The sequence below is a fragment of the Azoarcus indigens genome, assembly GCF_004361735.1.
Classification (GTDB): domain Bacteria; phylum Pseudomonadota; class Gammaproteobacteria; order Burkholderiales; family Rhodocyclaceae; genus Azoarcus; species Azoarcus indigens.
Genome location: NZ_SNVV01000001.1, coordinates 590,559 through 615,851 on the forward strand (window position 1 = coordinate 590,559; position 25,293 = coordinate 615,851).

General features: G+C 67.5%; 21 protein-coding genes and 2 pseudogenes. 10 read left to right on the plus strand and 13 right to left on the minus strand.

What is annotated here, in order from left to right; genetic code table 11:
- Positions 1–59: 59 nt before the first annotated feature.
- The gene (locus C7389_RS02795) at positions 60–503 is read right to left on the minus strand and encodes a hypothetical protein (protein WP_246034594.1); all 444 of its coding nucleotides are present in this window, start codon (positions 501–503) and stop codon (positions 60–62) included.
- Positions 504–874: 371 nt separating this feature from the next.
- Between C7389_RS02795 and C7389_RS02800 the strand changes: the two genes are divergently transcribed.
- Positions 875–1,369 (plus strand): DUF4124 domain-containing protein, encoded by a 495-nt coding sequence (locus C7389_RS02800; protein WP_162851643.1) that lies wholly within the window; start codon positions 875–877, stop codon positions 1,367–1,369.
- A 49-nt stretch (positions 1,370–1,418) separates the two neighbouring features.
- Here C7389_RS02800 and C7389_RS02805 read toward each other — a convergent pair whose 3' ends face one another.
- A complete protein-coding gene (locus C7389_RS02805; RefSeq protein ID WP_133588102.1) occupies positions 1,419–3,359 on the minus strand; it encodes a sigma-54-dependent Fis family transcriptional regulator in 1,941 nt (646 codons plus the stop codon).
- A gap of 483 nt (positions 3,360–3,842) precedes the next feature.
- On the opposite strand from C7389_RS02805, the gene C7389_RS02810 reads away from it, so the two are divergent.
- The 8 genes from C7389_RS02810 (at position 3,843) to C7389_RS02845 (ending at position 11,797) form a co-directional block, all read left to right on the plus strand.
- Positions 3,843–4,457 (plus strand): QcrA and Rieske domain-containing protein, encoded by a 615-nt coding sequence (locus C7389_RS02810; RefSeq protein WP_133588104.1) that lies wholly within the window; start codon positions 3,843–3,845, stop codon positions 4,455–4,457.
- Between the two features lie 93 nt (positions 4,458–4,550).
- On the plus strand, positions 4,551–6,281 hold the full coding sequence (locus C7389_RS02815; RefSeq protein ID WP_133588106.1) for a PQQ-dependent dehydrogenase, methanol/ethanol family: 1,731 nt from the start codon (positions 4,551–4,553) through the stop codon (positions 6,279–6,281).
- Positions 6,282–6,366: 85 nt separating this feature from the next.
- Entirely contained in the window at positions 6,367–7,242 is an 876-nt protein-coding gene (locus tag C7389_RS02820) for a transporter (RefSeq protein WP_246034595.1), read from the plus strand.
- Between the two features lie 91 nt (positions 7,243–7,333).
- Positions 7,334–7,801, plus strand: a complete 468-nt coding sequence (locus tag C7389_RS02825; protein WP_133588108.1) for a DUF1097 domain-containing protein — start codon at positions 7,334–7,336, stop codon at positions 7,799–7,801.
- A gap of 28 nt (positions 7,802–7,829) precedes the next feature.
- A complete protein-coding gene (aldA, locus tag C7389_RS02830) occupies positions 7,830–9,272 on the plus strand; it encodes an aldehyde dehydrogenase (protein WP_133588110.1) in 1,443 nt (480 codons plus the stop codon).
- 965 nt (positions 9,273–10,237) lie between these two features.
- Entirely contained in the window at positions 10,238–10,474 is a 237-nt protein-coding gene (locus C7389_RS02835; RefSeq protein WP_133588112.1) for a hypothetical protein, read from the plus strand.
- 53 nt (positions 10,475–10,527) lie between these two features.
- A complete protein-coding gene (locus C7389_RS02840; protein WP_133588114.1) occupies positions 10,528–10,836 on the plus strand; it encodes a helix-turn-helix domain-containing protein in 309 nt (102 codons plus the stop codon).
- Positions 10,799–11,797: a reverse transcriptase family protein gene (locus C7389_RS02845; protein ID WP_133588116.1), complete on the plus strand. Its 999-nt coding sequence runs from the start codon at positions 10,799–10,801 to the stop codon at positions 11,795–11,797. The genes C7389_RS02840 and C7389_RS02845 overlap by 38 nt, the downstream gene beginning before the upstream one ends.
- A gap of 355 nt (positions 11,798–12,152) precedes the next feature.
- Here C7389_RS02845 and C7389_RS02850 read toward each other — a convergent pair.
- Both C7389_RS02850 and C7389_RS02855 read right to left on the minus strand, forming a co-directional pair.
- Positions 12,153–12,856 (minus strand): annotated as a pseudogene (locus C7389_RS02850) (efflux RND transporter permease subunit).
- 293 nt (positions 12,857–13,149) lie between these two features.
- Positions 13,150–13,926, minus strand: coding sequence for an NAD(P)H-dependent oxidoreductase (locus tag C7389_RS02855; protein WP_133588118.1), 777 nt, complete (start codon positions 13,924–13,926; stop codon positions 13,150–13,152).
- A 100-nt stretch (positions 13,927–14,026) separates the two neighbouring features.
- On the opposite strand from C7389_RS02855, the gene C7389_RS02860 reads away from it, so the two are divergent.
- Entirely contained in the window at positions 14,027–14,935 is a 909-nt protein-coding gene (locus tag C7389_RS02860) for a LysR family transcriptional regulator (protein WP_133588120.1), read from the plus strand.
- A 116-nt stretch (positions 14,936–15,051) separates the two neighbouring features.
- Here the strand turns inward: C7389_RS02860 and C7389_RS02865 are convergent, their stop codons facing one another.
- The 9 genes and pseudogenes from C7389_RS02865 to C7389_RS02905 all read right to left on the minus strand — a co-directional run.
- A complete protein-coding gene (locus C7389_RS02865) occupies positions 15,052–15,747 on the minus strand; it encodes a nitroreductase (RefSeq protein ID WP_133588121.1) in 696 nt (231 codons plus the stop codon).
- Between the two features lie 350 nt (positions 15,748–16,097).
- Positions 16,098–17,888 carry an acyl-CoA dehydrogenase gene (locus C7389_RS02870; protein ID WP_133588122.1) on the minus strand — a complete coding sequence of 597 codons (1,791 nt, stop codon included), beginning with the start codon at positions 17,886–17,888 and terminating at the stop codon, positions 16,098–16,100.
- A 135-nt stretch (positions 17,889–18,023) separates the two neighbouring features.
- A complete protein-coding gene (locus tag C7389_RS02875; RefSeq protein ID WP_133588124.1) occupies positions 18,024–18,443 on the minus strand; it encodes an acyl-CoA thioesterase in 420 nt (139 codons plus the stop codon).
- A 443-nt stretch (positions 18,444–18,886) separates the two neighbouring features.
- Entirely contained in the window at positions 18,887–19,654 is a 768-nt protein-coding gene (locus tag C7389_RS02880; RefSeq protein ID WP_133588126.1) for a 3-hydroxyacyl-CoA dehydrogenase, read from the minus strand.
- A gap of 158 nt (positions 19,655–19,812) precedes the next feature.
- On the minus strand, positions 19,813–21,072 hold the full coding sequence (locus C7389_RS02885) for a thiolase family protein (protein ID WP_133588128.1): 1,260 nt from the start codon (positions 21,070–21,072) through the stop codon (positions 19,813–19,815).
- Positions 21,069–21,839, minus strand: coding sequence for a crotonase/enoyl-CoA hydratase family protein (locus C7389_RS02890; protein WP_133588130.1), 771 nt, complete (start codon positions 21,837–21,839; stop codon positions 21,069–21,071). The genes C7389_RS02885 and C7389_RS02890 overlap by 4 nt, the downstream gene beginning before the upstream one ends.
- Before the next feature lie 30 nt (positions 21,840–21,869).
- Positions 21,870–23,735 carry a feruloyl-CoA synthase gene (locus C7389_RS02895; RefSeq protein WP_133588132.1) on the minus strand — a complete coding sequence of 622 codons (1,866 nt, stop codon included), beginning with the start codon at positions 23,733–23,735 and terminating at the stop codon, positions 21,870–21,872.
- A 26-nt stretch (positions 23,736–23,761) separates the two neighbouring features.
- On the minus strand, positions 23,762–24,877 hold the full coding sequence (locus C7389_RS02900; RefSeq protein WP_342773489.1) for an ABC transporter substrate-binding protein: 1,116 nt from the start codon (positions 24,875–24,877) through the stop codon (positions 23,762–23,764).
- Positions 24,878–25,123: 246 nt separating this feature from the next.
- Positions 25,124–25,293 (minus strand): annotated as a pseudogene (locus C7389_RS02905) (ABC transporter ATP-binding protein); the annotation flags it as partial.

Below are 25,293 nucleotides of genomic sequence, written 5' to 3' on the forward strand. Positions count from 1 at the left end.
AGCGGCGGCGCACACCGGGCCTGCCTTGCTGCTGCGCCGCCCGGCGCGGCAGCCTCACCTCAGATCAGCCGCACCTCGTCCGGCCGCGCGGTGAAGGCCACGCCGTCCGCCCGTTCGAACAGCTCCACCGGCACCTCGAACACGAACTGGTTCTCGAACCAGGCGCGGGCGTAGGGCAGGAAGGCCGGCGCGGAGGCGAGCTCCAGCAGGGTTTCGCCGCCGGCACAGAGCGCCGCGCCGAAACCGCTGTTGGCACCCAGCGGCACGTTGTCGTCGCCGAATACTTCGAACTGCACGAAGAGCTTGGCCGACTCGACACCGCCCTCGCTCGCCTTCACCCCGGTCACCCGCAGGTTCTGGTAGCGGCGGCCGGCCTTGCCATCGTCCAGCAGCTGGATGAACTCGTGCAGCTTCCCCTTCTTGATCGCGGTGCCTTCCGCCACCGGCACGCCCAGCTGGGTAATGCCCAGCCCGGTGGGCTTGGCGGTCTTCAATTCGATCACGGTCCTGTTCTCGGCCAATGCGGGCATCTTTGCTCTTCCTCGTTTCGATTGCGACAAGCACGCGGCGAATGCACGACATGCACCGGCGCGCCAGCGGCCGCGGGGCCCGCGGCCGGCGCGCCAGGCTGGCTTCTAGCAGTTTCGATGCCACAGGCGGAGAGCTTCCCGGCCCGCGCGCACCCGTCCGGCAATGGATTGCCAAGCGCCATCCACGCTGAGCGCACCAGCGCGTTCAAGGTGAACGGCGGGCAGCGGAGCCCTCCGCCTCTCTCCCGCCGGACATGATCATCAATGCCTAGGGCATGAAATATGCCACGGGGCATAAGCGCCCGGCCGGCTACACTCCACCCACTTCCGATACGGACCCCATCATGAAACTTGTCTTGCTGAGCGCCATTCTCGCCGGCTCGGCCCCTTTCGCCCATGCACAGGCATACAAATGCGTTTACGGGAATGGGACGGTGAGCTATCAGGACCAGCCCTGCGTCCAGCCCGGCAGCCATGCCGAGATACGGGTGATCCAGCCCACGCCTGAGCAGCGCCGGGACGCGCAACTCCGTGCCCGCCAGGACGCCTTGCGCGCGCAACTGCTGGACCTCCAGGAGGAAGAAATCGCACGGCGGCGCGCGCAGCTGGAAGAAAGCGAAGCCCGCCGCGCGGCGGCCTCGCCCTCCGCCCGTCCGCGCACCGAAGCGGACAAGTGCGCCGATTACCGCGAACGCCTGGCCGACGCCCAGTACTGGCAGAAACGCTTCCTGCACCCAGCCAACATCCAGCGGGAAGAGGAAAAGGCCAGGCATTACGACGAACGGGCCTTCTTCGAATGCAAAGCCTCCGACCGGCCCTCGGTTTTCGACAAGAAGTGAGTCAATTCCCGCCGTCGTCTCCCTCACCCGGCGCTAGCCAGCGGCGGGATCAGGAGTAAGCGGAGCCGTCGCCCTCCTCCGCCGGCGGCGCGATGCCGTAGCGCCACATGCGGCGGTAGAAGGTGGAGCGCGACATGCCCAGCTGGCGCGCCGCCGCGCTGATGTGCCAGCCGGTGCGCTGCAGGGCGTCGAGGATTTCCGCCTTGCCGGCGGTGTCGCGTTGCGGCACGGCGGCGCCGGGCAAGGGCGGCGGCGCGGCCGGGTGCAGGGCCTGCAGGCTCTCCGGCAGATGCGCCAGCGTCAGCGTGGCGCCGTCGCATACCGCCACCGCGAAGCGCAGCACGTTGCGCAGCTCGCGCACATTGCCCGGCCAGTGGTAGGCGCGCAGGCGCTGCTCCACCTCGGCGGAGAGGGCGATGCGGCGGCCGCACTGCTCGGCCTCCTCTTCCAGGATGCGGGCGATCAGGGCGTCGATGTCGGCGCGCTCGCGCAGCGGCGGCAGGCGGAAGGTGGCGGCGTTCAGGCGATAGAGCAGGTCTTCGCGGAACAGGCCCTGGGCCACCATGGATTCGAGGTTGCGGTGGGTGGCGCAGACCACATGGAGATCCACCCGCTCCGGCTCGCTCGCGCCCAGCGCCATCACCTCGCCCTCGGCCAGCACCCGCAGCAGGCGGGTCTGCAGCGCCAGCGGCATGTCGCCGATCTCGTCCAGGAACAGGGTGCCGCCGCTGGCGAGCTGGACCTTGCCCGGGCAGCCCTTGTTGCGGGCGCCGGTGAAGGCGCCCTCGCGGTAGCCGAACAGCTCGCTCTCGATCAGGCTCTCCGGAATCGCCGCGCAGTTGAGGGCGACGAAGGGCTTGTCGCGGCGCTTGCTGTAGCGGTGGATGGCGCGGGCGAAGGCCTCCTTGCCGGCGCCGGTCTCGCCGTTCAGCAGGATGGGCACCCGGCTGTCGGCCAGCCGCTTGATGCGCTCTATGCTGGCGGCCACGCCGGGATCGGCGCTGGTGAGGGCGCTGAAACCGTCATCCTCGCGCGGGCGGCCGCGGCCGACGGTGGCGCGGGCACGAGTCACCGACGGCGCCCGCAGGTGCAGCTGGAAGAAGCCGCCGGTGGCGTGGCAGCGCACCTGCATCGGCACGCCGGGGTGTTCATGGGCGTGGCGCAACAGGCTCTCGGCGTCGGCGTCCAGCAGGTCGCCGATGCCGCCCGGCGGCTGGGACAGTCGCGCCAGGTGCCGGCGCAGCCGCCGGGCGGCATGGACGATGCGGCCATCGCCATCCAGCGCCAGGTACAGGCCTTCATCCACCCCCCAGTCGTCCCCCGCCGGACACAGCCGCACCAGCCAGTTGCCGCGGCAGGCTTCGGCGAACACCGCGTTCTCGATCAGCGCAGCGTTCTGCGCCACCAGGCGGTACACCAGCGACTGGCTGCGGCGTTCGTCCGGCGAGGACACCGCCGAAGCGTTGAGCACGCCCAACAGCTCGTCGTCCGGGCCGAAGATGGGTGCGGCGCTGCAGGTGATGCGCTCGTTGAGGGCGAGGAAGTGCTCCTGCTTGTGCACCAGGATGGGCGTGCGCTCGACGATGGCGGTGCCCACGCCGCAGGTGCCCTCCTCCTCCTCCGACCAGCAGGCGCCGAGGCGGAAACCGCGGCCGCGGTACTCCTGCTCCAGGCTGCCCTGGCCGCGGAAGTCTATGGTCCTGCCCCCGGCGTCGGTCAGCAGCACGCAGTAACCGGAATCCCGCACCTGCTCATGCAGGCGATTGACGCCGGCCTGGGCAATGCGCAGGAAGGATTCCTCCCGCTCGCGCAGGTGGCGGCATTCGTCGGCGGTGAGGATGCGCGGCCGCGCCGGGCGGCCGGGGTCCAGCCGGTGCTGCTCGACCGAGCGCCGCCAGGAATCCTCCAGCTTGGTTGGGGAAAGTGCGTCCGCGCCTTCTTGGGCGGCTTCTCGCGAAAGCGCCTCGAGCGTCATCGCAGCGATGCTCATCGCCGGCCTCCTCCTTGGTCTCGTTCTCCTGCCGCCCGCCACTATCACGCAGCGCGTCCGGGGAGCTTGCAGGTGCATCAGAGGATAGCCGCAAGAAATAGGCCATTCAACCTACGAAACAAGTGCTATCGCCCAGCGCCGCGCCAGTGGCGGAATACCGGGCGGCGGCGGCCGTCCGCCAGCCGCCTCCCGGGCACTGCCCGCAGTGTGCCAGGGCCGTATCAGGGCGACCGGCTGACACAGGACTGACACATTCCTGCAACACAGCCGCCACCTGGGCGAGCTGCCGCCGCACGCCGGCACCCGCCCGGATTTTCCCTTTTCCGTCAATGGGCTGAGCATCCCCGCCCCCACCCCGCCAGCCACGCTGGCACAGGCCTTGCCCCTGCTGTCCGGCCAGAAGGCTGCGGCGCGAACGCAGCCCGGCATCGCGGCCGGCGCCGCCAGCCGCGATCACAACGCGACCAAGGAGGATGGAAAGGAATGGCTGATAGGGAACTCGAAGCGGGCTGCCCCTGCGCCAACGCACCGCAGGCGGAACCGGGCAGCCGGCGCGCGATGCTGGCGGCTTCGCTGGCGCTGGCGGTGGCCCCGCTGGTGCCGGGCGGCGCGGCCGCTGCCGACAACCCGCGCCGCGCCCGGCCCCAGGTGGGCGACGGCCTGGCCTACATGACCGGCGAGAAGGAGGGCCAGCAGATCACCCTGGCCGACCTCAAGGTGGGCGGCCCGCCGGTGCTGGCCTACCCGATGGACGTCTCCACCCAGACGGTGCGCGACGGCGCCCGCACCAACCTGCTGGCGCTGGTGAAGGTGGCGCCGGAGGAACTGCCGGAGAAGCTCCGCGCCGACGCCGCCGACGGCGTGCTCGCCTTCTCCGCCATCTGCACCCACTACGGCTGCCCGATCACCGAGACGCATCCCACCGGCGGCAAGCTGGTCTGCAACTGTCACGGCTCCACCTTCGACGTACTCAAGAACGGCGAGGTGGTGGCCGGCCCGGCCACCCGCCGGCTGGCCCACCTGCCGCTCAAGCAGGCCGGCAGCGCGCTGCTGGTGGCCGGCAACTTCGCCGGCCCGCTGGGGCCGCCGCAGCAGTAAGGCACGCGCAGCACCCGAGGAAGACGCGCCGCCGGCACGCGTTCCTGCCCGGCACATCACTTGAGCAACACCCACCCAAGGAAGGAGACAAAAATGAAAAGACTGCTATCGCTGACGGCCCTGGGCCTGGCCTTCGCGCCATTCCTGGCCGGCGCCGCCGGCGACTACAAGCCGGTCACCGCCCAGCGCCTGGCCAATCCCGAGCCGGAGAACTGGCTCATGACCAAGGGCAACTACCAGGGCTGGAGCTACAGCGCGCTGGACCAGATCACCACCGCCAACGTGAAGAAGCTCAAGCCTGTGTGGAGCGCCGCCACCGGCATGACTTCCGGCCACGAGGCGCCGGCCATCGTCAATGGCGACATGATGTTCGTCTCCACCCCGCGCAACCAGGTGCTGGCCTTCAACGCCAAGACCGGCCGCCTGCTATGGCGCTACAAGCGCGAGCTGCCGGAAGGCTTCGGCGCGCTGCACGTCACCAACCGCGGCGTGGCGCTGGCCGGCGACAAGGTGTACGTCGCCAGCCTGGACTGCATGATCACCGCGCTGGACGCCAAGACCGGCGCTAAGGTGTGGGAGTCCGAGGTGTGCGACTGGCAGAAGGACAGCGCCTACATCACCTCGGCGCCGCTGGTGGTCAAGAACGTCGTCATCGTCGGCCCCTCGGGCGGCGAGTTCGGCGTGCGCGGCTTCCTCAAGGCCTTCGACCTGGAGACCGGCAAGGAGGTGTGGACCCGCTACGCGGTGCCGGCGCCGGGCGAACCCGGCTCCGAAACCTGGCCGCAGGAAGGGCGCTGGAAGGATGCCTGGAAGAACGGCGGCGGCACCATGTGGATGCCGGGCAACTACGACGCCAAGAACGACGTCCTCTACTGGGGCGTGGGCAATGGCGCGCCCTGGCTGGGTGACCAGCGCCCCGGCGACAACCTCTACCTCGCCTCCGTGCTCGCCCTCAACCCCGACACCGGCGAAATCAAGGGCCACCACCAGTACCACTGGAACGACTCCTGGGACTGGGCCGGCATGAACGCGCCCACCCTGGTGGAGTTCGAGCGCAACGGCAAGAAGGTGCCCGGCCTCATCAGCGCCCAGCGCAACGGCTACATCTACTGGCTGGACCGCAAGCCGGACGGCAAGATCGACTTCAACAAGGCGCTGCGCTACGTGAAGCAGAACGTCTTCACCAGCATCGATCCCAAGACCGGCCGCCCCACCTACGACGAAGCCGGCAAACCCGGCACCGGCAAGACGGCAACCTACTGCCCCAGCCTGTGGGGCGGCAAGGACTGGCCCTTCGAGGCCTACAGCCCGAAGACCGGCATGCTCTACATCCCCTTCAACGACAACCACTGCATGACGCTCACCGGCAAGATCCAGGAGCGCATTCCGGGGCAATGGTCGGCCGGGGTGGAGATCACCGAGCTGAACCTGAAGGTGGACAAGAACGCGCCCTTCGTCGGCGGCATCCAGGCCTGGAGCGTGGACGGCGCCAAGGAGAACTGGCGCGAGACCTACGCCGCCTCGTGGAACTTCGGCTCGGTCATGGTCACCGCCGGCAACGTGCTCTTCGCCGGCGGCACCAACGACCGCATGTTCCGCGCCTATGACGCCCGCAACGGCAAGCTGCTGTGGGAGTTCCCCACCCCCTCCGGCATCATCTCGCCGCCCAGCAGCTACTTCATCGACGGCAAGCAGTACGTGGCCGTGGTCTCCGGCTGGGGCGTGGATGCGGCATGGATCCAGGGAAAGATGCATGACAGCCACGGTTGGGAGAAGCAGGTGCCCGAAGGCGGCTCCGTCTGGGTCTTCGCCCTCGAGGACTGAGCCCGCGGGCTCCGCCTGACCGCCGCGCGGCGCCGGCCTCGGCGCCGCCGGCCACCCCGATCCACACCCTCTGGAGACAACAACAATGATGCCTGTAAGGCAGGCCCCCTCACGCCGGGGCCAACCGAAACCGCAGCTGCTCGCCGCCACCTTGTTCGCCCTGGTGGCCGCCGGCACCGCCCTTCCCGTCCAGGCGCAGACCACCTTCGACGTCATCGGGCCGCACGAATACGACCTGCCGGTCGACTTCAAGCCCTTCAACGTCTTCGTGCAATACGCCTACCTGCAGCGCAACAAGCGCGCCTTCGACAGCGACGGCGACCGGGTGCGCGGCTCCGACTCCGAAGCCATCGTCGGCCTGTCGAAATACGTGCGTTTCTGGACGCCCGACTTCAACCGCAACATCGGCCTGGCCTGGGAAGTGATCGTGCCGGAGATCAGCATCCGCAACGACCGCGACAACTCCCACGCCAGCGGCCTGGGCGACCCGATGACCGGCTTCGCCATCTGGTACAAGCCGCGGCCGGACCTCACCCTGGGCTTCCAGTCCTTCCTGCAGATCCCGGCCGGCAGCAGCGAGGTCAGCGACAAGAACTGGAAGAACCTCTCCAGCCTGTTCTGGGATTGGCGCCTCACCGACAAGCTGGGCTGGACGGCCGACGCCGGCTTCGTGTTCCAGGGCGACCGCACGGACGACATCCGCCCCGGCCACTCCTTCCACACCAACCACCGCCTGGGCTACCGCGCCACGCCGCTGCTGGAGCCCTTCCTGGCGCTGGACTACGAGCGCAGCAAGAGCACCTCCACGGTGGACGGCGGCCATGTGCTGGATGGCGGCATCGGCCTCATGTTCCACACCTTCGACAACCAGTCCATCACCCTGCGCTACTCGCACAGCATCAGCGGCGAAAACCACTCGGTGAATGACAGCTTCAACATCAAGTACGCCTACGCCTGGTAAGCGCAGCCGCCCTTCCCGCCGGCCGCGCAGCGGTCACACCAAGTGGCCGCGAAGCGCGGCGGCGCGAAGGGCGGCAGCCAAGGAGAACGCCATGAAACTGCTGCACTCGCTTGCCCTCAGCATCGCGCTCCTGGTAGCGCTGTGGGTCTATCTCTCGGTCGGCAACCCCGGCCTCAACTTCAACGCCTGGATAGGCTTCGTCGCCTGGGCCGCCCACTTCGCCGCCGGCGGCGGCGGCGAGGGCGCGCGCAAGGCGCTGGCGGCCGGCGTGGCCGGCATCCTGCTCACCGCCGCCACGCTGTTCGGCGTCCAGGCCCTGGGCGGCGGCCTGGGCTCGCTCATCACCCTGGTCGCCGTGCTGGCCTTCGTGCTGGTGGCCATGGCCGACGTCGCCCTGCTCGCCTACACCCCGGCCGCCTTCCTCGGCGCCGCCTCCTTCTTCGGCGCCGGCGGCAAGCTGGACGCCGGCATCCTCTTCGTCACGCTGTCCTGGGTAGCCGGCGTGATCTTCGGCTTCGCCTCGGAATGCTTCGGCAAGCGCATGGCCCGCACGGCCTGAAACCCGCAACACATAAAACAGGAGACTGATGATGGCAACCGAGTACCGCAATTTCATCGACGGCGAATTCGTCGTCACCGGCGGCGATCCGCTGATCGAAGTGCGCAACCCCGCCAACGGCGAGCTGCTGGCCTTCGTGCCGGACTCCGGCGCCGCGGTGGTGGAGCGCGCGGTGGAGGCCGCCACCCGCGCCCAACCCGCCTGGGAACGCCTGCCGGCCATACAGCGCGCCGGCCACCTGCGCGCCATCGCCACCAAGCTGCGCCAGCACAAGGACAGGCTGGCGGAAATCATCACCCGCGAGCAAGGCAAGGTGCTGGGCCTGGCCACGGTGGAAGTGGATTTCACCGCCGACTATCTGGACTACATGGCCGAATGGGCACGCCGCATCGAAGGCGAAATGATCCCCAGCGACCGGCCGGGCGAGAGCATCTTCCTGATGCGCAAGCCCATCGGCGTCACCGCCGGCATCCTGCCGTGGAACTTCCCCTTCTTCCTCATCGCCCGCAAGCTCGCCCCGGCGCTCATCACCGGCAACACCATCGTGATCAAGCCCAGCGAAGAAACGCCGATCAACGCCTTCGAATTCGCCCACCTCGCCCAGGAAGCCGGCCTGCCGCCGGGCGTGTTCAACCTCGTAAGCGGCCGCGGCGCCAGCACCGGCTCGGCGCTCAGCTCCCACCCCGGCATCGGCCTGGTGAGCTTCACCGGCAGCGTCGCCACCGGCATCCGCATCATGCAGGCGGCCGCCACCAACCTCACCCGGGTGAACCTGGAACTGGGCGGCAAGGCGCCCGCCATCGTGCTGGCCGACGCCGACCTCGACCTCGCCGCCAAGGCCATCTGCGACTCGCGCGTCATCAACACCGGCCAGGTGTGCAACTGCGCCGAGCGCGTCTATGTGGATCGCAAGGTGGCAGAGGCATTCACCACCAAGATCGCCGCCCACATGGCCGCCACCCGCTACGGCGACCCGATGGCCGACCGCAGCGTCGGCATGGGCCCGCTGGTGAACCAGATCGGCCTGGACAAGGTCGCCGCCATGGTCACGAAAGCGCGGCAAGACGGCGCCCAGGTCGTCACCGGCGGCGACCTCGCCGACCTCGGCCAGGGCTTCCACTACCAGCCCACAGTGCTCGCCGGCTGCCGCCACGACATGGAGATCATGAAGAAGGAAATCTTCGGCCCGGTCCTGCCCATCCAGACGGTGGACAGCCTGGAAGAAGCCATCGCCCTCGCCAACGACTCCGAGTACGGCCTCACCTCCTCCATCTTCACCCGCGACCTCTCCTCCGCCATGCGCGCCTGCCGCGACCTGCGCTTCGGCGAAACCTACATCAATCGCGAGCACTTCGAAGCCATGCAAGGCTTCCACGCCGGCCGCCGCAAGTCGGGCATCGGTGGCGCGGATGGCAAGCATGGGCTTTATGAGTACACCGAGACCCACGTGGTGTACATGCAGCACGGCTGAGCATCACCCCGCCGGCCCGGCCTCCGCCATCGGGCCGTGGCCGGCGGTTGAATCACCTCACGCTCTCCCGGAGGCCGGTAGGCCCCCGGCCTCCTTTGCCGCTCTTTTGTGGGCGGCATTTTTTTGCGCCTCGTCGCCAGAAAAGCAGTCATGCGAAGCGCCCGCCTGGCATGCATTGGCGTCTTCTGCTCATCCTCGGTAAGGGGTGAGTGAAGGTTGTCGAAGAAAGAGGGCCTGTGATGCAGACAGTTATCGATAGGCGGGAGAAATGAGAGGCGGTAAGCGCTGCTCGCGGAGCGCGAGTAATAAGTGGCGGCAATTCGGCCGGAGCTGCCGCTCGGATCGGCATGTCCGCGCGACCGATACCGACGCGTAGCTGACGGTCGGGCAATCAAGAAGCGGACGTTCAGGCGGAGGGGCGCAGTGGAAACCGCGCCACCTCGATCAACAAATTCGGTGGAGTCCCACTCCACGAGACAACTGCGTTGCACGCGGTTCCGGGATCCGCTGTTTTGTCGTTGCCGTACCGGCGCATGCCGTGAAGTGTCGGTACGGTGGCTGCAGCCAACAAAAATTCACTGTTAGTTAAATTTTATTGACATCTAAGGTTGCCTGTGCTCAAATTCGCGCAGGCTAGGCGAATCGCCTAGGTTGCTCTTTAAGAAGTTACTCCTGCTCCAAAAGCGAAAGTCAGTTTTGCAACGCTTGGTTTATCCAGGCCGCTCTGACCTCCAGTGTTAGAGAGTATTCGGTGCCTCAGGTCGGACGTTCGGCCCGAGCGCGAAGTCCCGGTCCTCCGCCTCGTAGTACGCAGCTAGCAGTTAGCGACGTGCAGTAAGCAATGCGGAGTTAACGGGGCTTCAAAATCGAAAGACTGGTGTTGGGCTTGCGCATCGGGTTGGCTCCTTTCGGCTGCTCGCTTTCACGGGGCTTCGGCGACTTTGCCGAGATACTGGAGTAATCCCATGAACAATGGAAACTTGAAGAAAAACGTCACAACGCTCCAAAGGTTGCGTGACGTTTATCACAGCCAACTCGATGCTGGCACTCTGGCAGAACTCGATGATGTGCTCCAACAGCTCACAAGGCTTGTGGAGTGTGAGGAAACAGAAGCTTCGCTTGGCGAACTTGCCATGCGCAGTGTACGAATCATCGACAACGTACTGATTTTGGTGACCAACATCACCAACTGGTTGCAGTAGTTGATCATGGCCAAGATGCAGCAAGCCCAATATTTGCTGATCAGGTAGTCATCATGAATGTAGGCAATGCAATAAAGATGTGTCGCACGCGGCGTGGGGTCTCCCAAGGAGAACTCGCCCGCCGTGCCGATTGCTCGGTTTCATATCTCTCCATGCTGGAGAACAACCAGCGCGACCCGACGCTTTCAACCTTGAAGAAGGTTGCCGAAGCGCTGAATGTTCCTATCGGCATCCTGTTCTTCCTTGCGTCTGAGCGCGACGAGTTGACGGGCATGGATAAAACCTTGGCGGGAGAGCTTGCCCGCACAGCCCTGGAAATGCTGAGTGAGCCTCTCGACGAGCAGCAACAGCCCCTTCTATAAAGGCACTCCCATTCGTCAGCGGACATCCCTTGCCGCTGCACTGGGATCCACGCTCCATCGAATCGAGTACGTTGCCCCCCGTGCCAACAAGCTATACCGGCTGGCACATGCTGAACTGAAGAGTGATGGCACGATCCGCCAGACCTTTGATGCCAAACCGCTCCTAAAAGATCTCCACCGCCGAATCAAGACTGAAATTCTGGATCGCGTCACTTTCCCGGACTATCTAACCGGCAGCCTGAAGGGGCGTGACTACAAGTCCAATGCCGAATTGCACGAAGGCGCAGCCATCGTGATCGCTGAAGACATTGAGAATTTTTTCCCAAACACCACGAGTGACAAAGTCTTCGATATCTGGCGACATTTCTTTCGGTTCTCAGAACCTGTTGCGCAGTTGCTGACGTCACTGACAACCAAAGATGGCGCTCTGCCACAAGGCGCTATCACTAGCCCCCAGCTTGCCAACTTGGTTTTTTGGCGTGACGAACCGCTGCTGCAGGCCAAGCTGGCAGCAGATGACATTACCTATTCCAGGTTCGTAGATGACGTCACTGTATCGTCTGTGGTTCCGATACCGGCAGAAAATAAAACGGAACTTGTCGGGGCGATATACGGACTGCTGCGGCGCAATGGACTCCAGCCAAAACGCGTCAAGCATGAGCTGAAAACTCGGCGCGAACGTATGGCTGTTACTAAACTGACGGTCAATGACAAAGCCGGCTTGTCTGCCAAAGAGCGGTCTCGGATCAGGGCTGCAGTCCATCGCCTTGAGTTGAAAGGAGCCCAGCAGTTGCTAGAAGCTGGAGAACTTGCTTCTGTGCTTGGCAAGGTTCACCACATGGCTCGTTTTCACCCAGGCGAGGCCAGGCCTCTCAAGGCTAGACTGCTGAAGATTTCCGCACACGGCTGTGCTGCTACTCCATCCGAGCAGTCACCATTGCCACCGTGCTCGGAGCCTTGAGCGCGCGTACGGTGCACTCCAAATATTCCGGCACAACGCGCAGACATCAACAAGCGCAGCGAATTGCGCCGCATGAACGAATGCCCCGAAGTCAGCGCATTCAGCGTAGCACCTACGAGCGGCAGCATTCGACGCTTGTCGTGAGGCGGCGGGTTGTCGCGACGCGCCAAACCGACCCTACGAATGTCCGTTCTCGAGGCGCCTACCTGACCGTCAGCTCCTGGCCGGCCTCTGCCTCTCATGTTTCGTCGTCTCGCTGTCCGCTCCGGCCGAGGAGCCGCCAACCCGATAACAATCCAGTTGAACGCTCCCGCAATCATCTGGCGTACAACAGGGCACCACGATGACGCAGGGCTCAAGGCCACAAAATCCGGGGTATCAACCTGCCAAGCTTCATTCCCGCTGCACTCCCCTCCACCTCTCTACCCGCCCCCCACCCCATCATCCACCCATAAACCACCGGCACCACCAGCAAACTCAGCACCGTCGAAGTAATCAACCCGCCTATCACCACAATCGCCATAGGCGCGCGGAAGCTGGGGTCGCCGCCCAGGCCGAGGGCGACCGGCGGCATGCCGCCGCCGATGGCGAGGGTGGTCATGATGATGGGGCGGGCGCGTTTGCGGCAGGCGTCGAGGATGGCGGTGGTGCGGTCCAGGTGGTGTTCGCGGCGGGCGATGATGACGTAGTCCACCAGCAGGATGGCGTTCTTGGCGGCGATGCCGAGCAACATGATGAGGCCGGCATGGACAGGGTGGAGCCGGCGAGGAACAGCGCCAGCATGGCGCCGGGCACCGACAGCACCAGGGCGGTGAGGATGGTGCCGGGCTGCACGAAGTCCTTCAGCAGCAGTACCAGCACCCTGTAGATGCAGAGCACGCCGGTGAGCATGGCCATGCCGAAGTCGGTGAGCAGGCTTGCCATTTCCTCGACCTCGCCCAGCGCGCCCTGGGTGATGCCGGGCGGTAGTTGCCGCAGGCTGGGCAGCGCCAGCGCCGCTTGTTCGACCTCGCCCAAAGGGCGGCCGTTGAGCTGGACTTCGATGGTGATGTTGCGCATGCGGTCCAGCCGGGTGACCTCCCTGGGCCGGGAGCAGATCGAGCTTGGCGACCTTCCTCACAACGCTTTCAGTCCATTGCGGAACGGCACCGCCTGGAGTGTGGAGCATCCGAGACGCCGCGCCGCCCCCGTCCGGGCGCTTCTGGCATCCCCCGCAGGTGCGATCTCGGCGCCGGCCTGGGGCTGGCGACCGGCCGGGAGATCGCCCTGGCCCATGGCTGGCGCCCCGGCGCCGAGCGGGCCGGCGCTGCGTTTTGTCCTGCAGTTGAGCGGCGGCGAAGCAGCCCTGTGAATCAGCCGGCGTGGATGCCGAATCCACTCTCGCCCGGCGCCAATTCCGGCCGCAGGGTCAGCTCGGGGATGCGGTAGTCGCCGGCGTTCTGCCTGCGGAAAGGAATGGGCGGCGTCGTTGCCAGCGTATCCAGGCGCTTGCCCAGCGCTTCGCGCACTTCGCCGAAGTTCGCCTCGTTGATCTTGCTGCTGCGGTAGATCACATGCGGCGGCAGCACCTCGAAGCCGGGGTAGAACAGGATGCCGTGCTGGATGGGGAAGAGCAGATCGTCGATGGGGCCGTTGATGCCGCGTGGCGCGTAGTGGGACGCCCAGCCGCCGGTCGTCACCACCAGCATGGCGCGCTTGCCGGCCAGCATGCCTTCGCCATAGCGGTCGCCCCAGTGGGTGTCCGAATGCTCGCCGACGCCATAGGCGAAGCCGCAGGCATAGACGCGGTCCACCCAGCCCTTGAGGATGGCCGGCATGGAGAACCACCACAGCGGAAATTGCAGGATGAGGGCGTCTGCCCAGCGCAGCTTGTCCTGCTCGCCGGCAATGTCGGCGCGCTGGGTGCCGCCTGCGAAGGCCCGCATGGAGTCCGCCGATGGATCGAAGCGCGCGCCCGGCTGCGGCGCGGTGTTGTCGTCCGCATCCAGCGTGGCTTTCCAGCGCATGGCGTAGAGGTCGGAGAGCTGCACCGCATGGCCGGCCTGCTCCAGGCGGTTGACGGTGAAATCCCTCAGCGCGCCGTTCAGCGAGCGCGGCTCCGGGTGGGCATAGACGAGCAGGACGTTCATGGCTGGGTGCTCCATCAATCAGGAAGTGGAAGTGAGTGGCACCACGATAGGGGCGCGCCGGATATAGTGGAAATGAATTTCCGGAATCCCAGGTATTGCCATGAACAATTCCCTGCCCGCCAGCCTGCGGCAGCTGGACCTGAATCTGCTGGTCACGCTGGATGCCCTGCTGACCGAGCACAACGTGACCCGCGCGGCCGAGCGCCTGCACCTGGCGCAGCCCACCGTCAGCGTGCAGCTCGCCCGCCTGCGGGAGTTCTTCGGCGATCCGCTGCTGCTGCCCGGCCCGCGCGGCATGCGCCCCACCGCGCGGGCGGACGAGCTGCGCGAACCGCTGCGCGAGGCCCTGGCCGCGCTGGCCCAGGCGGTGGCGCCCTCCAGCGCCTTCGACCCCGCCTTGTCCCGCCACAGCTGGCGGGTGGCAGCTTTCGACTACAGCGAATTCACCGTGCTGCTGCCGGCACTGGCCGGGCTGCGCGAGGCGGCGCCCTCGGCACGGCTCGCCGTGGTCCAACTCACCCCAGCGCAGGTGGCGAAAAAGGCGGAACAGGGCGACATCGACCTCGCCTTCCTCATCGAAGCGGAAGCGCCGCCGGACCTGCGCCGCCGCCCGCTGTTCACCGAGCGCTACGTGCTGGCGGGTCGCGCCGGCCATCCGCGCCTCAAGCGCCGACCCACGCTGGCGCAGTTCTGCCAGCTGGAGCATGTGATCGTGTCGCCGGACGGCGGCGGCTTCACCGGCGCCACCGATGCGGTGCTGGCCGAGCTGGGCATGGCGCGCCGGGTGGCGCTGTCGGTGCCGCACTTCCTTTTCCTCGGCGCGGTGCTGGCAAGCACCGACCTGGTGGCGATGGTGCCGTCGCGGCTGGTGCGGGGGAATGCCGCGCTGCAGGTGGTGGAGGCGCCAGTCGAAGTGCCGGGCTTCGAGATGCTGATGCTGTGGCATGAGCGGCTGCATCGCGATCCGGCGCATCAGTGGCTGCGGGAGCGGGTGGCGGCCTCGGTGTGAGGGCGAGGCCGCCAGCGCAGCCAGAGACGAAAAAAAGGCCTGCGGGCATGGTGCCGGCAGGCCTGGAGGAAAGGCGGGTGCAGAGGGGTCGAGGAGACCTTACCCGCCGATGCAGTTCATTCGACGAAGCGGACGAAGTCCTCCACCGGAGCGCGTTCGGTGTGCAGGCGGTTGGCCGGCTCGGTTTCGTCCGGGTAGCCCAGCGCCATGCCGCACAGCATGCGTTCGCCGGGCGGGATCTCCAGCACCTCGCAGACGATGCGGTGGTAGCGCACGAAGGCCTGTTGCGGGCAGGTTTCCAGGCCGTGGGCGCGGGCGGCCAGCATCACGTTCTGCATGAACATGCCCATGTCCAGCCAGCTGCCCTGCTCCATGTCCCTGTCCATGGTGAAGAACAGCGCCACCGGCGCGCCGAAGAAGCGGTAGTTGCGGGCGAAGTGGGCGTGGCGGGCGGCCTTGTCGTCGCGGCCTATGCCGAGCAGGGAATACAGGCCGAGGCCGAGCGCGCGGCGGCGGGAGAGGTAGGGCTCGCGCCACTCGGCCGGGTAGATGGGGTATTCCTCTTCGTGGCCTTCGCCACCGGCGTCGTGGGCGGCGACCAGGCGTTCGCTCAGCGCGTCCTTGCGCGCGCCGGTGCACACATGCACCTTCCACGGCTGCAGGTTGGTGCCGCTGGGCGAGCGCGAAGCCACCCGCAGGATGTCCAGCAGCAGTTCGCGCGCCACCGGCTCGGGGCGGAAGCCGCGCACCGAGCGGCGGCCGAGGATGGCGTCGCGTACCGTCATGCCGCTGGCCTTGGGGTCGGCAGTCATTCACTCGTCTCCTTGCTGTTCGTTCGAGCCTGCATTGTGCGGGGATGGGGCGATCCGGGCATGCGCCTGGTGTGAGCCGCCATCAGCGCGGGCCAGCGGGCGGATCGCGACCGGCCTGCATGCTCGCCGATCCCCGTTGCATGCCCTGCAGGCGGCCATCTGGTGCTCGCCGCTGCCCTCGCCTCTGCGCGCGGCGATGACTTTCGACTGGCCTGTCCTGAGTGGAGTCACCGGGCTGGGAGCGGACGGCGGCGGCGACCCGACGCTACGGCATATTCCCCGCGCCAGCCTCACCGCTCACCGGGCCGCCCCGCGGCGCCCTCTCCGCAGCACTTCCCCCACCGCCCCGCTCAGAACGCGCTTTCCGCGAAGCGCGTCAGCGCCCCGCCCGCTTCCCGCACCACCGCGGCATTGGCGGCCGCCTGCGGGCCTATGGTGGCGATGTAGAAGCGCGCCAGTTCGACCAGGCTGGCGAGGTATTCGGCATCGCCCTCGCCCGCCACCAGCCGGCGGCGTGCGGCCTGGGCGGCGCGGGCGAGCTGCCAGCCGCCGCACACGGTGCCCAGCAGGTGCAGGAAGGGCACCGCGCCGGCGAGCACGTCGGCCAGTTGGTCCTTGCCGTTGGCCAGCATCCAGTCGGTGGCTTCCTCCAGCGCATCCACGCCTTCGGCGAAGCCATCGGCGATCTCACCCAGCTGTTCGTCCTCCTTCAGCTGCAGCACGCTGGCGCCGAGGTCGGCGATCAGCTCGCGCAGGGTGGCGCCGCCTTCGCGCAGGATCTTGCGGCCGACCAGGTCGTTGCCCTGGATGCCGGTGGTGCCTTCGTAGATGGTGATGATGCGGGCATCGCGGAAGAACTGGGCGATGCCGGTTTCCTCGACGAAGCCCATGCCGCCGAAGACCTGGATGGCATCGTCGCAGACCTCGTTGCCGACCTCGGTGCACCAGCCCTTGGCCACCGGCATCAGCAGGTCCACATAGCGGCGGTGCTTGGCCGCGACCTCGGCATCCGGGTGATGGTGGGCGATGTCGAACCAGCTGGCGGCGGTGTAGAGCAGCGCCCGCATCGCCATCACCCGGGCGCGCATGGAGAGCAGCATGCGCTTCACATCCGGGTGGTGGAGGATGGGCTTGCCGGCTTCGCCGCTGACGGCATCGCGGCCCTGCACCCGCTCGCGGGCGTAGTCCAGCGCGAACTGGTAGGCGCGCTCGGCCAGGCCGGCGCCCTGCACGCCGACGCCGAAGCGGGCCTCGTTCATCATGATGAACATGGTCTCCAGCCCGCGGTTGGGCTGGCCGATGAGGTAGCCGACCGCGCCGCCCTTGTCGCCGTAGCTCATGGTGCAGGTGGGGCTGCCGTGTATGCCCATCTTGTGTTCGATGGAGATGCAGCGCACGTCGTTGTGTTCGCCCAGGCTGCCGTCGGCATTCACCAGGTACTTGGGCACGATGAACAGCGACAGGCCCTTCACCCCGGCCGGCGCGTCCGGCAGGCGGGCGAGCACCAGGTGGACGATGTTGGGCGTGAGCTCATGCTCGCCGTAGGAGATGAAGATCTTCTGGCCGAACAGGCGGTAGCTGCCGTCCGCCGCCGGCTCGGCGCGGGCGCGGGTGGCGGCGAGGTCGGAGCCGGCCTGCGGCTCGGTGAGGTTCATGGTGCTGGCCCATTCGCCGCTCACCACCTTGTGCAGCCAGGTTTCCTTCTGCTCGTCGCTGGCGGCGATATGCAGCGCCTCCGCCTGGCTCACGTTAAGCTGCGGCAGCATGGTGAAGGCCATGTTGGTGGAGAACCACATCTCCCACACCGGGGTGGAGACGAGCTTGGGCAGGCCCTGGCCGCCGTATTCCTGCGGCAGCGACAGGCCGATCCAGCCGGCATCGCGGAACTGGTTGTAGGCGGCCTGCCAGCCCTCCGGCGTGCGCACGCGGCCGTCCGCCTCCAGGCGGCAGCCCTGCTCGTCGCCCTGGCGGTTGATCGGCCCCAGCACGCCGGCGGCGAACTTGCCCGCCTCTTCCAGGATGGCGCCGACCAGGTCGGGCGTGGCCTCCTCGCAGCCGGGCAGGCGCGACACCGCCTCCAGCCCGGCCAGCTCCGTCAGGATGAACTGCATGTCGCGCAGCGGCGCGCGGTAGTCCGGCATCTCTTTCTCCCCCTCTTCTCTGGCGCATTTCCCGGCGGTGGCTGTTGTGTGCCGCGTTCTCTGCGCGGCGCCCGTTGTGGCCGGGAAATGCGTATGACGTAACTGCGGTTTCCTGCCGCCTTGTTTCCTGCCGCCTTATTCGCAGGCGGCGCGGATGTCTTCCGGAATCGGCACCGCCTTGATGCGCAGCGGGTTCTCCGGGTCCTGGATGGCGAATACCCGCACCTCGCGGCCTTCGCACAGCACGGTGTCGCCGCGGCGGGCAACGTGGCGCATGACGAAGCTCTTGCCGCGCCACTCTTCCACCGCGCTTTCGATCTCGATGTCTTCGCCATAGGTGGCGGAGTTCATGAACTTGCCCTGCACGTCCACCAGCGGCGTGCCGATGATGCCGCGCTGGGCCTTGGTCTCGCGCCAGCTGGGTACGCCGCAGGCGGTGAAGAACTCGCGGCTGGCGGTGTCGAACCACTTGAAGTAGTTGGCGAAGAACACGATCTCCGCCGGGTCGCAATCGCTGAAGGCGATGCGCATGCGATAGATGTTGCTGCGGGCCATGGGGGGTGGTTCCGTTTGGGTTGTTGGGTTACTCGGTTGCTGGGCTATTCGGTTGTCGGGTCCTGCGGTTCAGCGCCGGTTTGCTCCCCTCTCCCCTCGCGGAGCGTAGGGGGAAAAAGCGAAGCACTGCTTCGCTCCCTGAAGCGCCCAGCGGCCCGCAAGCCACTGGGCCGGGGCGCGGAGCGAGGGCCGGGGAGAGGGGGCGGGCGCGAGACCAACGCTTGTCCAAGCTCGCAGGCTCTGCGCCCCTTCGGGGCGTCTCCCTCTCCCCGGCCCTCCCCCGCCAGGGGGGAGGGGGAACACCGGGGCCAGCTGGGACTGTCTGCCTGATCCAAGTCATCTGCCCTGTCCACGTAGCCCCGATGCAGCTCGGCTAGCGTGGTCCAGTTCATCTGCGTGGTCTGACCTATGCGCGCCCAACCTCACCGCGGCGCAGCCAAGCCTCAGCGCGCCGCCAGGCGCACTGCGCCGTCCAGGCGGATCGTCTCGCCGTTCAGCATCACGTTATCCACGATGCTGATCGCCAGCTTGGCGAACTCCTCCGGCTCGCCCAGGCGCTGCGGGAAGGGCGTGCCTTCGCCCAGCGATTTCTGCACTTCCAGCGGCAGGCCGCGCATCATCGGGGTGATGAACAGGCCGGGGGCGATGGTCACCACGCGGATGCCGAAGCGCGCCAGTTCGCGGGCGATGGGCAGCGTCATCGACACGATGCCGCCCTTGGAGGCGGAGTACGCGGCCTGGCCGATCTGGCCCTCGTAGGCGGCGACCGAGGCGGTGTTGATGATCACGCCGCGCTCGTTGTCGGCCTGCGGCTCGCCCTTGCTCATGGCCTCGGCGGCCAGGCGGATCATGTTGAAGGTGCCGACCAGGTTGATCTGGATGCAGCGGGCGAAGTCGCCCAGCGGCATCACGCCCTCCTTGCCCAGCACCTTGCCGGCGGTGCCGACGCCGGCGCAGTTCACCAAGCCCTGCAGGCCGCCGAAGCGGCTCAGCGCGAGATCTACCGCCGCCTTGGCGTCCGCCTCGTCGGCGACGTTGGTGCGCTGGAAGGCGGTGCGCGCGCCCAGCTCGTCGGCCAGCTTCTCGCCCTGCTCGGCGTTGAGATCGGCGATCACCACCTTGGCGCCGGCCGCGTGCAGCGCGCGCACGGTGGCCTCGCCCAGGCCGGAGGCGCCGCCGGTGACGATGAAGGTGTTGTTGTCGAATTTCATGTGCTTGTCCTGTTCATTTCGCCTGTTGCTTCACCGCCGGGCGGCGCCCCATCCCCGTCCGGGCCGGGCCTGTCGAAGCCGGCTGGCGCGTGCCAGCGTCTTCCGGCAGGCGGGTGGCGAACGGTGGGGATGGCCCGATCGCCCGGAGGCCGATCACCTCAAGCCGCGTTCTCGACCACGATGGCCACGCCCTGGCCGCCGCCGGCGCAAGCGGAGGACACGCCGAACTGCAGCCCGGCCTCCTGCAGCTCGCGCGCCACGGTGGTGGTCAGGCGCACGCCGGAGGCGCCCAGCGGATGGCCGATGGCGATGGCGCCGCCATGCACGTTGGACTTGTCGCGGTCCAGCCCCAGCTCCTGCTCGCAGGCGAGGTACTGGGCGCCGAAGGCTTCGTTGATCTCGACGCGGCCGAGGTCGCCGACGGTGAGGCCGGCCTTCTTCGCCGCCGCGCGGATGGCCGGCGCCGGGCCGATGCCCATGATCTCCGGCGGCACCGCCACCGCCGCGCCGGCGACGATGCGGGCCAACGGCTTCAGACCGTGGGCGCGCACCCAATCGCCGTGGGCGACGATGACCGCCGCCGCGCCGTCGACGATGGCGGAGCTGTTGCCGCCGGTCTGCACGCCGCCGAAGGCGGGCTTCAGCTTCTGCAGCGTCTCGAAGCTGGTGGCGCGCACATGGCCGTCGCGCTCGCAGCGCTCGGCGCGGTCGGCCAGCTTGAGGCCGCGCGGCTTGTAGCCGGCCAGCTCCCAGTGGCTGTTCACCACCGCCGCCACCTCGCCGTCGAAGTAGCCGGCTTCCCAGGCCGCGACGGCGCGGGCGAAGCTCTGTTCGGCGAAACGGTCCACCGCCTCGCGGGAAATGTTGTAGCGCTTGGCCAGGTTCTCGGCGGTGTCGCCCATTGAGCCGCCGAACACCGTGTCCTTGGTCGCTTCCCACAGGAAGTCGCGGAAATCCACCTGGCCCATGCGGAAGCCGGCGCGGTGGGTGTAGGAGGCCACCGGGTTGCGCGACATGGATTCGGTGCCCACCGCCAGCGCCACCTTGGTCTTGCCCAGGGTGATCTGGTCGGCGGCGGTGAGGATGGCCTCGAAGCCGGTGCCGCACAGGCGCTGCACCAGCACCGCCGGCACCTCCGCCCGCACCCCGGAATAGAGGCCGATGTGGCGCGGCATGAAGTAGGCGTCGAAGCTGGCCTGCGCCATGTTGCCGGCGACGATGGCGCCGATCTCGCTGGCGGCGATGCCGCTGCGCTCGAACAGCGCGCGGGCGGCGTAGATGCCGAGGTCGGTGGGAGAAACGTCGCGCAGCACGCCGTTGTAGTCGGCGAAGGGGGTGCGGCAGCCGGCCACCAGCCAGATGTCGTCGTAGGCGGTCGCCAGCGCGGCGGCTTCGGAGGATTGGAAGGCGTTGCTCATGTCTGCGGTCCCTTGCCCTTGCGGTTGAGGAAATGGCCGATGCGTTCGGCGACTTCGGGGCTGGTCTGGGTCAGCGCCGCGGTCAGCGATTCGACGAAGAAGCCGTCGTCGGTAGCCATGTTGGTGATGCGGGAGATGGCGGAGACCATGGCCCAGTTGGCCATGGGCGCGTTCTCGGCGATGCGGCGCGCCAGCTGCTGCGCCTTGGCCAGCGCCTCGCCAGGGCCGACCAGGTAGTGGGCCAGGCCCAGGCGCAGGCCTTCCTCGGCGTCGAGGATGCGGCCGGTGAGCATCATTTCGCACATGCGGCCGGGGCCGATGATGCGCGCCACCCGCACCGAGGCGCCGCCGCCGACGAAGATGCCGTGGCGGCCTTCCGGCAGCTGGTAGATGGTGTTGGGTTCGGAGATGCGTACATGGGTGGCGGTGGCCAGCTCCAGGCCGCCGCCGATGACCGCGCCCTGCATGGCCGCCACCACCGGGATGCCGCCGTTCTGGATGCGGTCGAAGATGCGGTGCCAGCCGCGCGAGTGCAGCATTACGCCGAAGGGCTCGCGGTGCTGGTGCTCGGCCAGGTCCAGGCCGGCGCAGAAATGCTCGCCCTCGCCCGCCAGGATGATCACCCGGGTGCCTTCCGGCGTGGCGATCAGCGCCTCTTCCAGCGCGCCGAGCAGGCGGTCGCTGACGGCATTGCGCTTGGCCGGGCGCGCCAGCGTGATGGTGTAGATGTTGTCCTCGGTCGAGGTCCGGACCAGTTGTTCGCTCATGGATGCCTTCCTTGCTGCGGACGCCGGCGCTCAGGCGGCCGGATGTACCGTGATGACCGTCTTGTCCTGCACGTCCGCGTACAGGTACTCGACGAGGTCGGCGCGGCGGTTGAGCACCGCGCGCTGGTTGATGTAGCCCTTGTCGGTGATCTCGCCCGCCTCCACCGACGGCGGCTCGGCCATCAGCAGCGCGCGCGCCGGGTAGGTGGAGGAGCCGCCGCCGGTCTTCATCATCATCGCCATGCCCTGGCGCACCCGGTTGCGCACCGCCGGGTTCAGCAGCACGTCGATGGCGGGCGCGTCTTCCGGCATGTCGGGGCACAACTTGCGGCACTCCGGCATGTTGGGGAAGACGAGGAAGCCGATCTCGTCGCGGTCGTGGCCGGTGACGACGATGTCCTGCGCCACCGGCTTCAGCGCGTCGATGCCGGCCACCCGCAGCGAACCGACGTGCACCCAGGTGCCGGTGAGCAGCTTGAAGTCCTCGCCGACGCGGCCGTCGAACAGCAGGCCCAGCTCCGGGCGCTCGGGGTCGACGAACTCCACCGCGTCGCCGATCAGGTAGTAGCCCTCTTCGTCGAAGGACTTGGCGGTGATGTCCGGTTGCTTCCAGTAGCCCGGGAACACGTTCGGGCCTTTCACCCGCACTTCCAGCTTGTCCACCGCCGGCACCAGCTTCAGCGCGGTGCCCGGCACCGGCACGCCGATGACGCCGGAGCGTATGGCCTGGAAGTGGCAATCGGTGGCCATCGGCGAGGTCTCGGTGGAGCCCCAGGACGACACCATGGTGACGCGGTGGCCGGTGGTTTCCTCGGAGAGATCCTCCAGCGCGGTCCACAAGTGCTGCGGCAGCGCCGCGCCGGCGTAGAAGATGATGGTGAGGCGCTTGAAGAAGGCCTCGCGCAGCGCCGGATCGTCGCGCAGCTTGGGCACCATCATGTCGAAGGCGCGCGGCACGCTGAAATACTGCGTGGGCGACACTTCCAGCAGGTTGCGCAGGGTGCGGTCCAGCAGCGCCGGCGTCGGCTTGCCGTCGTCCAGGTACATGCTGCCGCCGGAGCGCAGCACCATGTTGAAGTTGTGATTGCCGCCGAAGGTATGGCTCCACGGCAGCCACTCCAGCAGCACCGGCGGCGCATCCTCCAGGAAAGGCCACACCAGCGCCTTGGACGCCTGGTTGGAGCACAGCATGCGGTGGGTGTTGATGACCGCCTTGGGCGTGCCCACCGAGCCGGAGGTAAAGAGGAACTTGGCGATGGTGTCGCCGTTGATGCGGTCGAAGGCGGCCAGCACGGCGGCCTCGTCGCTCGCCGCCTCGATGGCGGCGAAGGGGGTGTAGCTGCCAACGTCGGCGCTGTTGCCGCCAGCCACCACCACGCCGTCGTGCAGCGACGCGATGGCCTCCAGCGCCGGGCGGAAGCGCTCCACCGGATCGGCATAGATCACGCCCGGGCGCAGCAGCTCGATGTTGCCCTTGAGCTTGGCGAAGTCCTTCGACATCAGCGAGTTGCCGGAGGAGATGGAGCTGGCCGGCACGCCGATGTGCATCGCCGCCAGCATCAGCAGCGCATGCTCCACCGAGTTGTCGGACAGGATCACCACCGGCCGCTCGGCCGACAGCTTCTGCTTCAGCAGCCAGCTGCCGATGGCGATGACGCGGCGACGCGCCTCGCCATAGGTCAGCTTCTGCCACTCGCCGTCCCGGCCGCGTTCAGCCAGGAAGAGGCGCTGCGGATCGGCGCGGTTCCAGTGCTCCAGCCACTCGCCGATGCAGCGCGACCAGGTTTCGGGAAGAGGAATCCCGGAGCGCAGGACGCGCACACCATCTCCCCGCGTTTCGACGTCGACGACCGGCCTGGCGAACATGCGGTCGATGTCACGAATCACCTTGTCCATAGGATTCCTCGTCCTCTCCTCGGGCCTTACTCGGAGCGCAGCAGCTTGTAGCTGCCGTTCTCCACCTTGACCAGCACGCGGGCGCGCTCGTCATGGCCGAAGTGGTCGGTCGGGCTCATGTTGAACACGCCATGCACGCCCACCACGTTCTTGGTGTTCTCGATGGCGTCGCGCAGCGCGGCGCGGAACTCCGGCGTGCCCGGCTTGGCCTTCTTCAGCGCCACCGGAACAGCGGCGTCGAGGATGAGGTAGGCATCCCACAGGTGGGCACCCTGCGGGCCGACCGAACCGGCGCCGTACTTGGCCTCGTACAGCTTCACGTAGTTGGCGATCACCGCCTTCATCGGGTTGCTGTCGGCCAGCTGGTCGCCGACCACGATGGGGCCGGTGACGAAGATGCCGCCTTCCAGCGCCTTGCCGCCCACCCGCAGCACGTCACGGCCGATGGCGCCGTGGGTCTGGTAGATGCGGCCCTTGTAGCCGCGCTCCACCAGGGTGGAATGCGGCAGCGCGGACGGCGTGCCGGAGGAAACGATGAGGATGGCATCCGGCTTGGCGGCGATCAGCTTCATCGCCTGGCCCATCACCGAGGTGTCGGCGCGGTTGAACTTCTCGTTGATGGTGAGCTGGATGCCCTTGGCTTCGGCCGCCTTCTTCATCTCGGCCATGAAGCTCTCGCCATAGGGGTCGGCGAAGCCGATCACGCCTATGGTCTTCACGCCGTTGGCCGCCATGTCGTCGGCGATGGCGCCGGCCATGATGCGGTTGTGCTGCGGCATGCGGAACAGCCAGTGCTCCTTCTCCGGCGCCAGCGAAGCCACCGGGCCCAGGCCCAGCAGCGGCGTCTTGGACTCCACCGCGATCTCGGTCACGGCGATGGTGTTGGACACCGTGGAAGAGCCGACGAGCACGTCCACCTTGTTCTCTTCGGCCAGCTTCTTGGCGTTCTTCGAAGCCTGGGTGGGGTCGGTGGCATCGTCCAGCACGATCCAGTTCACCTTCTCGCCGCCCACCGTCGCCGGCAGCAGCGCCACGGTGTTCTTCTGCGGGGCGCCCAGCGCGGAGGCCGGGCCGGTGGCGGACACGGTGATGCCGACGGTGAGATCGGCCAGCGCGGCACCGCTTGCGAACAGGGATGCCACGACCGTTGCGACTGCAAGTCTCCTGAACTTCATGTTTCCTCCTGATTTATGTGGCTGCCGCGCTGAGGCGGCAGTTGCTGCTGGCGGCTGCGGATCGATGTCCGCAGCTCGTTCTTCCGTTGGCGGGAAAGGGATCTCCTGCCCCTCGCGTCCCTTGCCTTCCCGCCATCGCTCTCTTGCCGGGGAGTGCTGCGTCTGTCCTTTCCCCGTCCCTGTGCTTGTTCTCGTGCGCCGATGCAAGGGCCCTCAAGCCGCCAGCATCGCCTGATGCTTGCCGCCCAGCCCCAGATACGCCTCGATGACCCTGGGATCATCCTTCAGCAGCGCCGCCGGCCCCTCCATCGCGATCTGGCCGGTCTCCAGCACATAGGCGTAGTCGGCCACCTGGAGGGCCGCGCGGGCGTTCTGCTCCACCA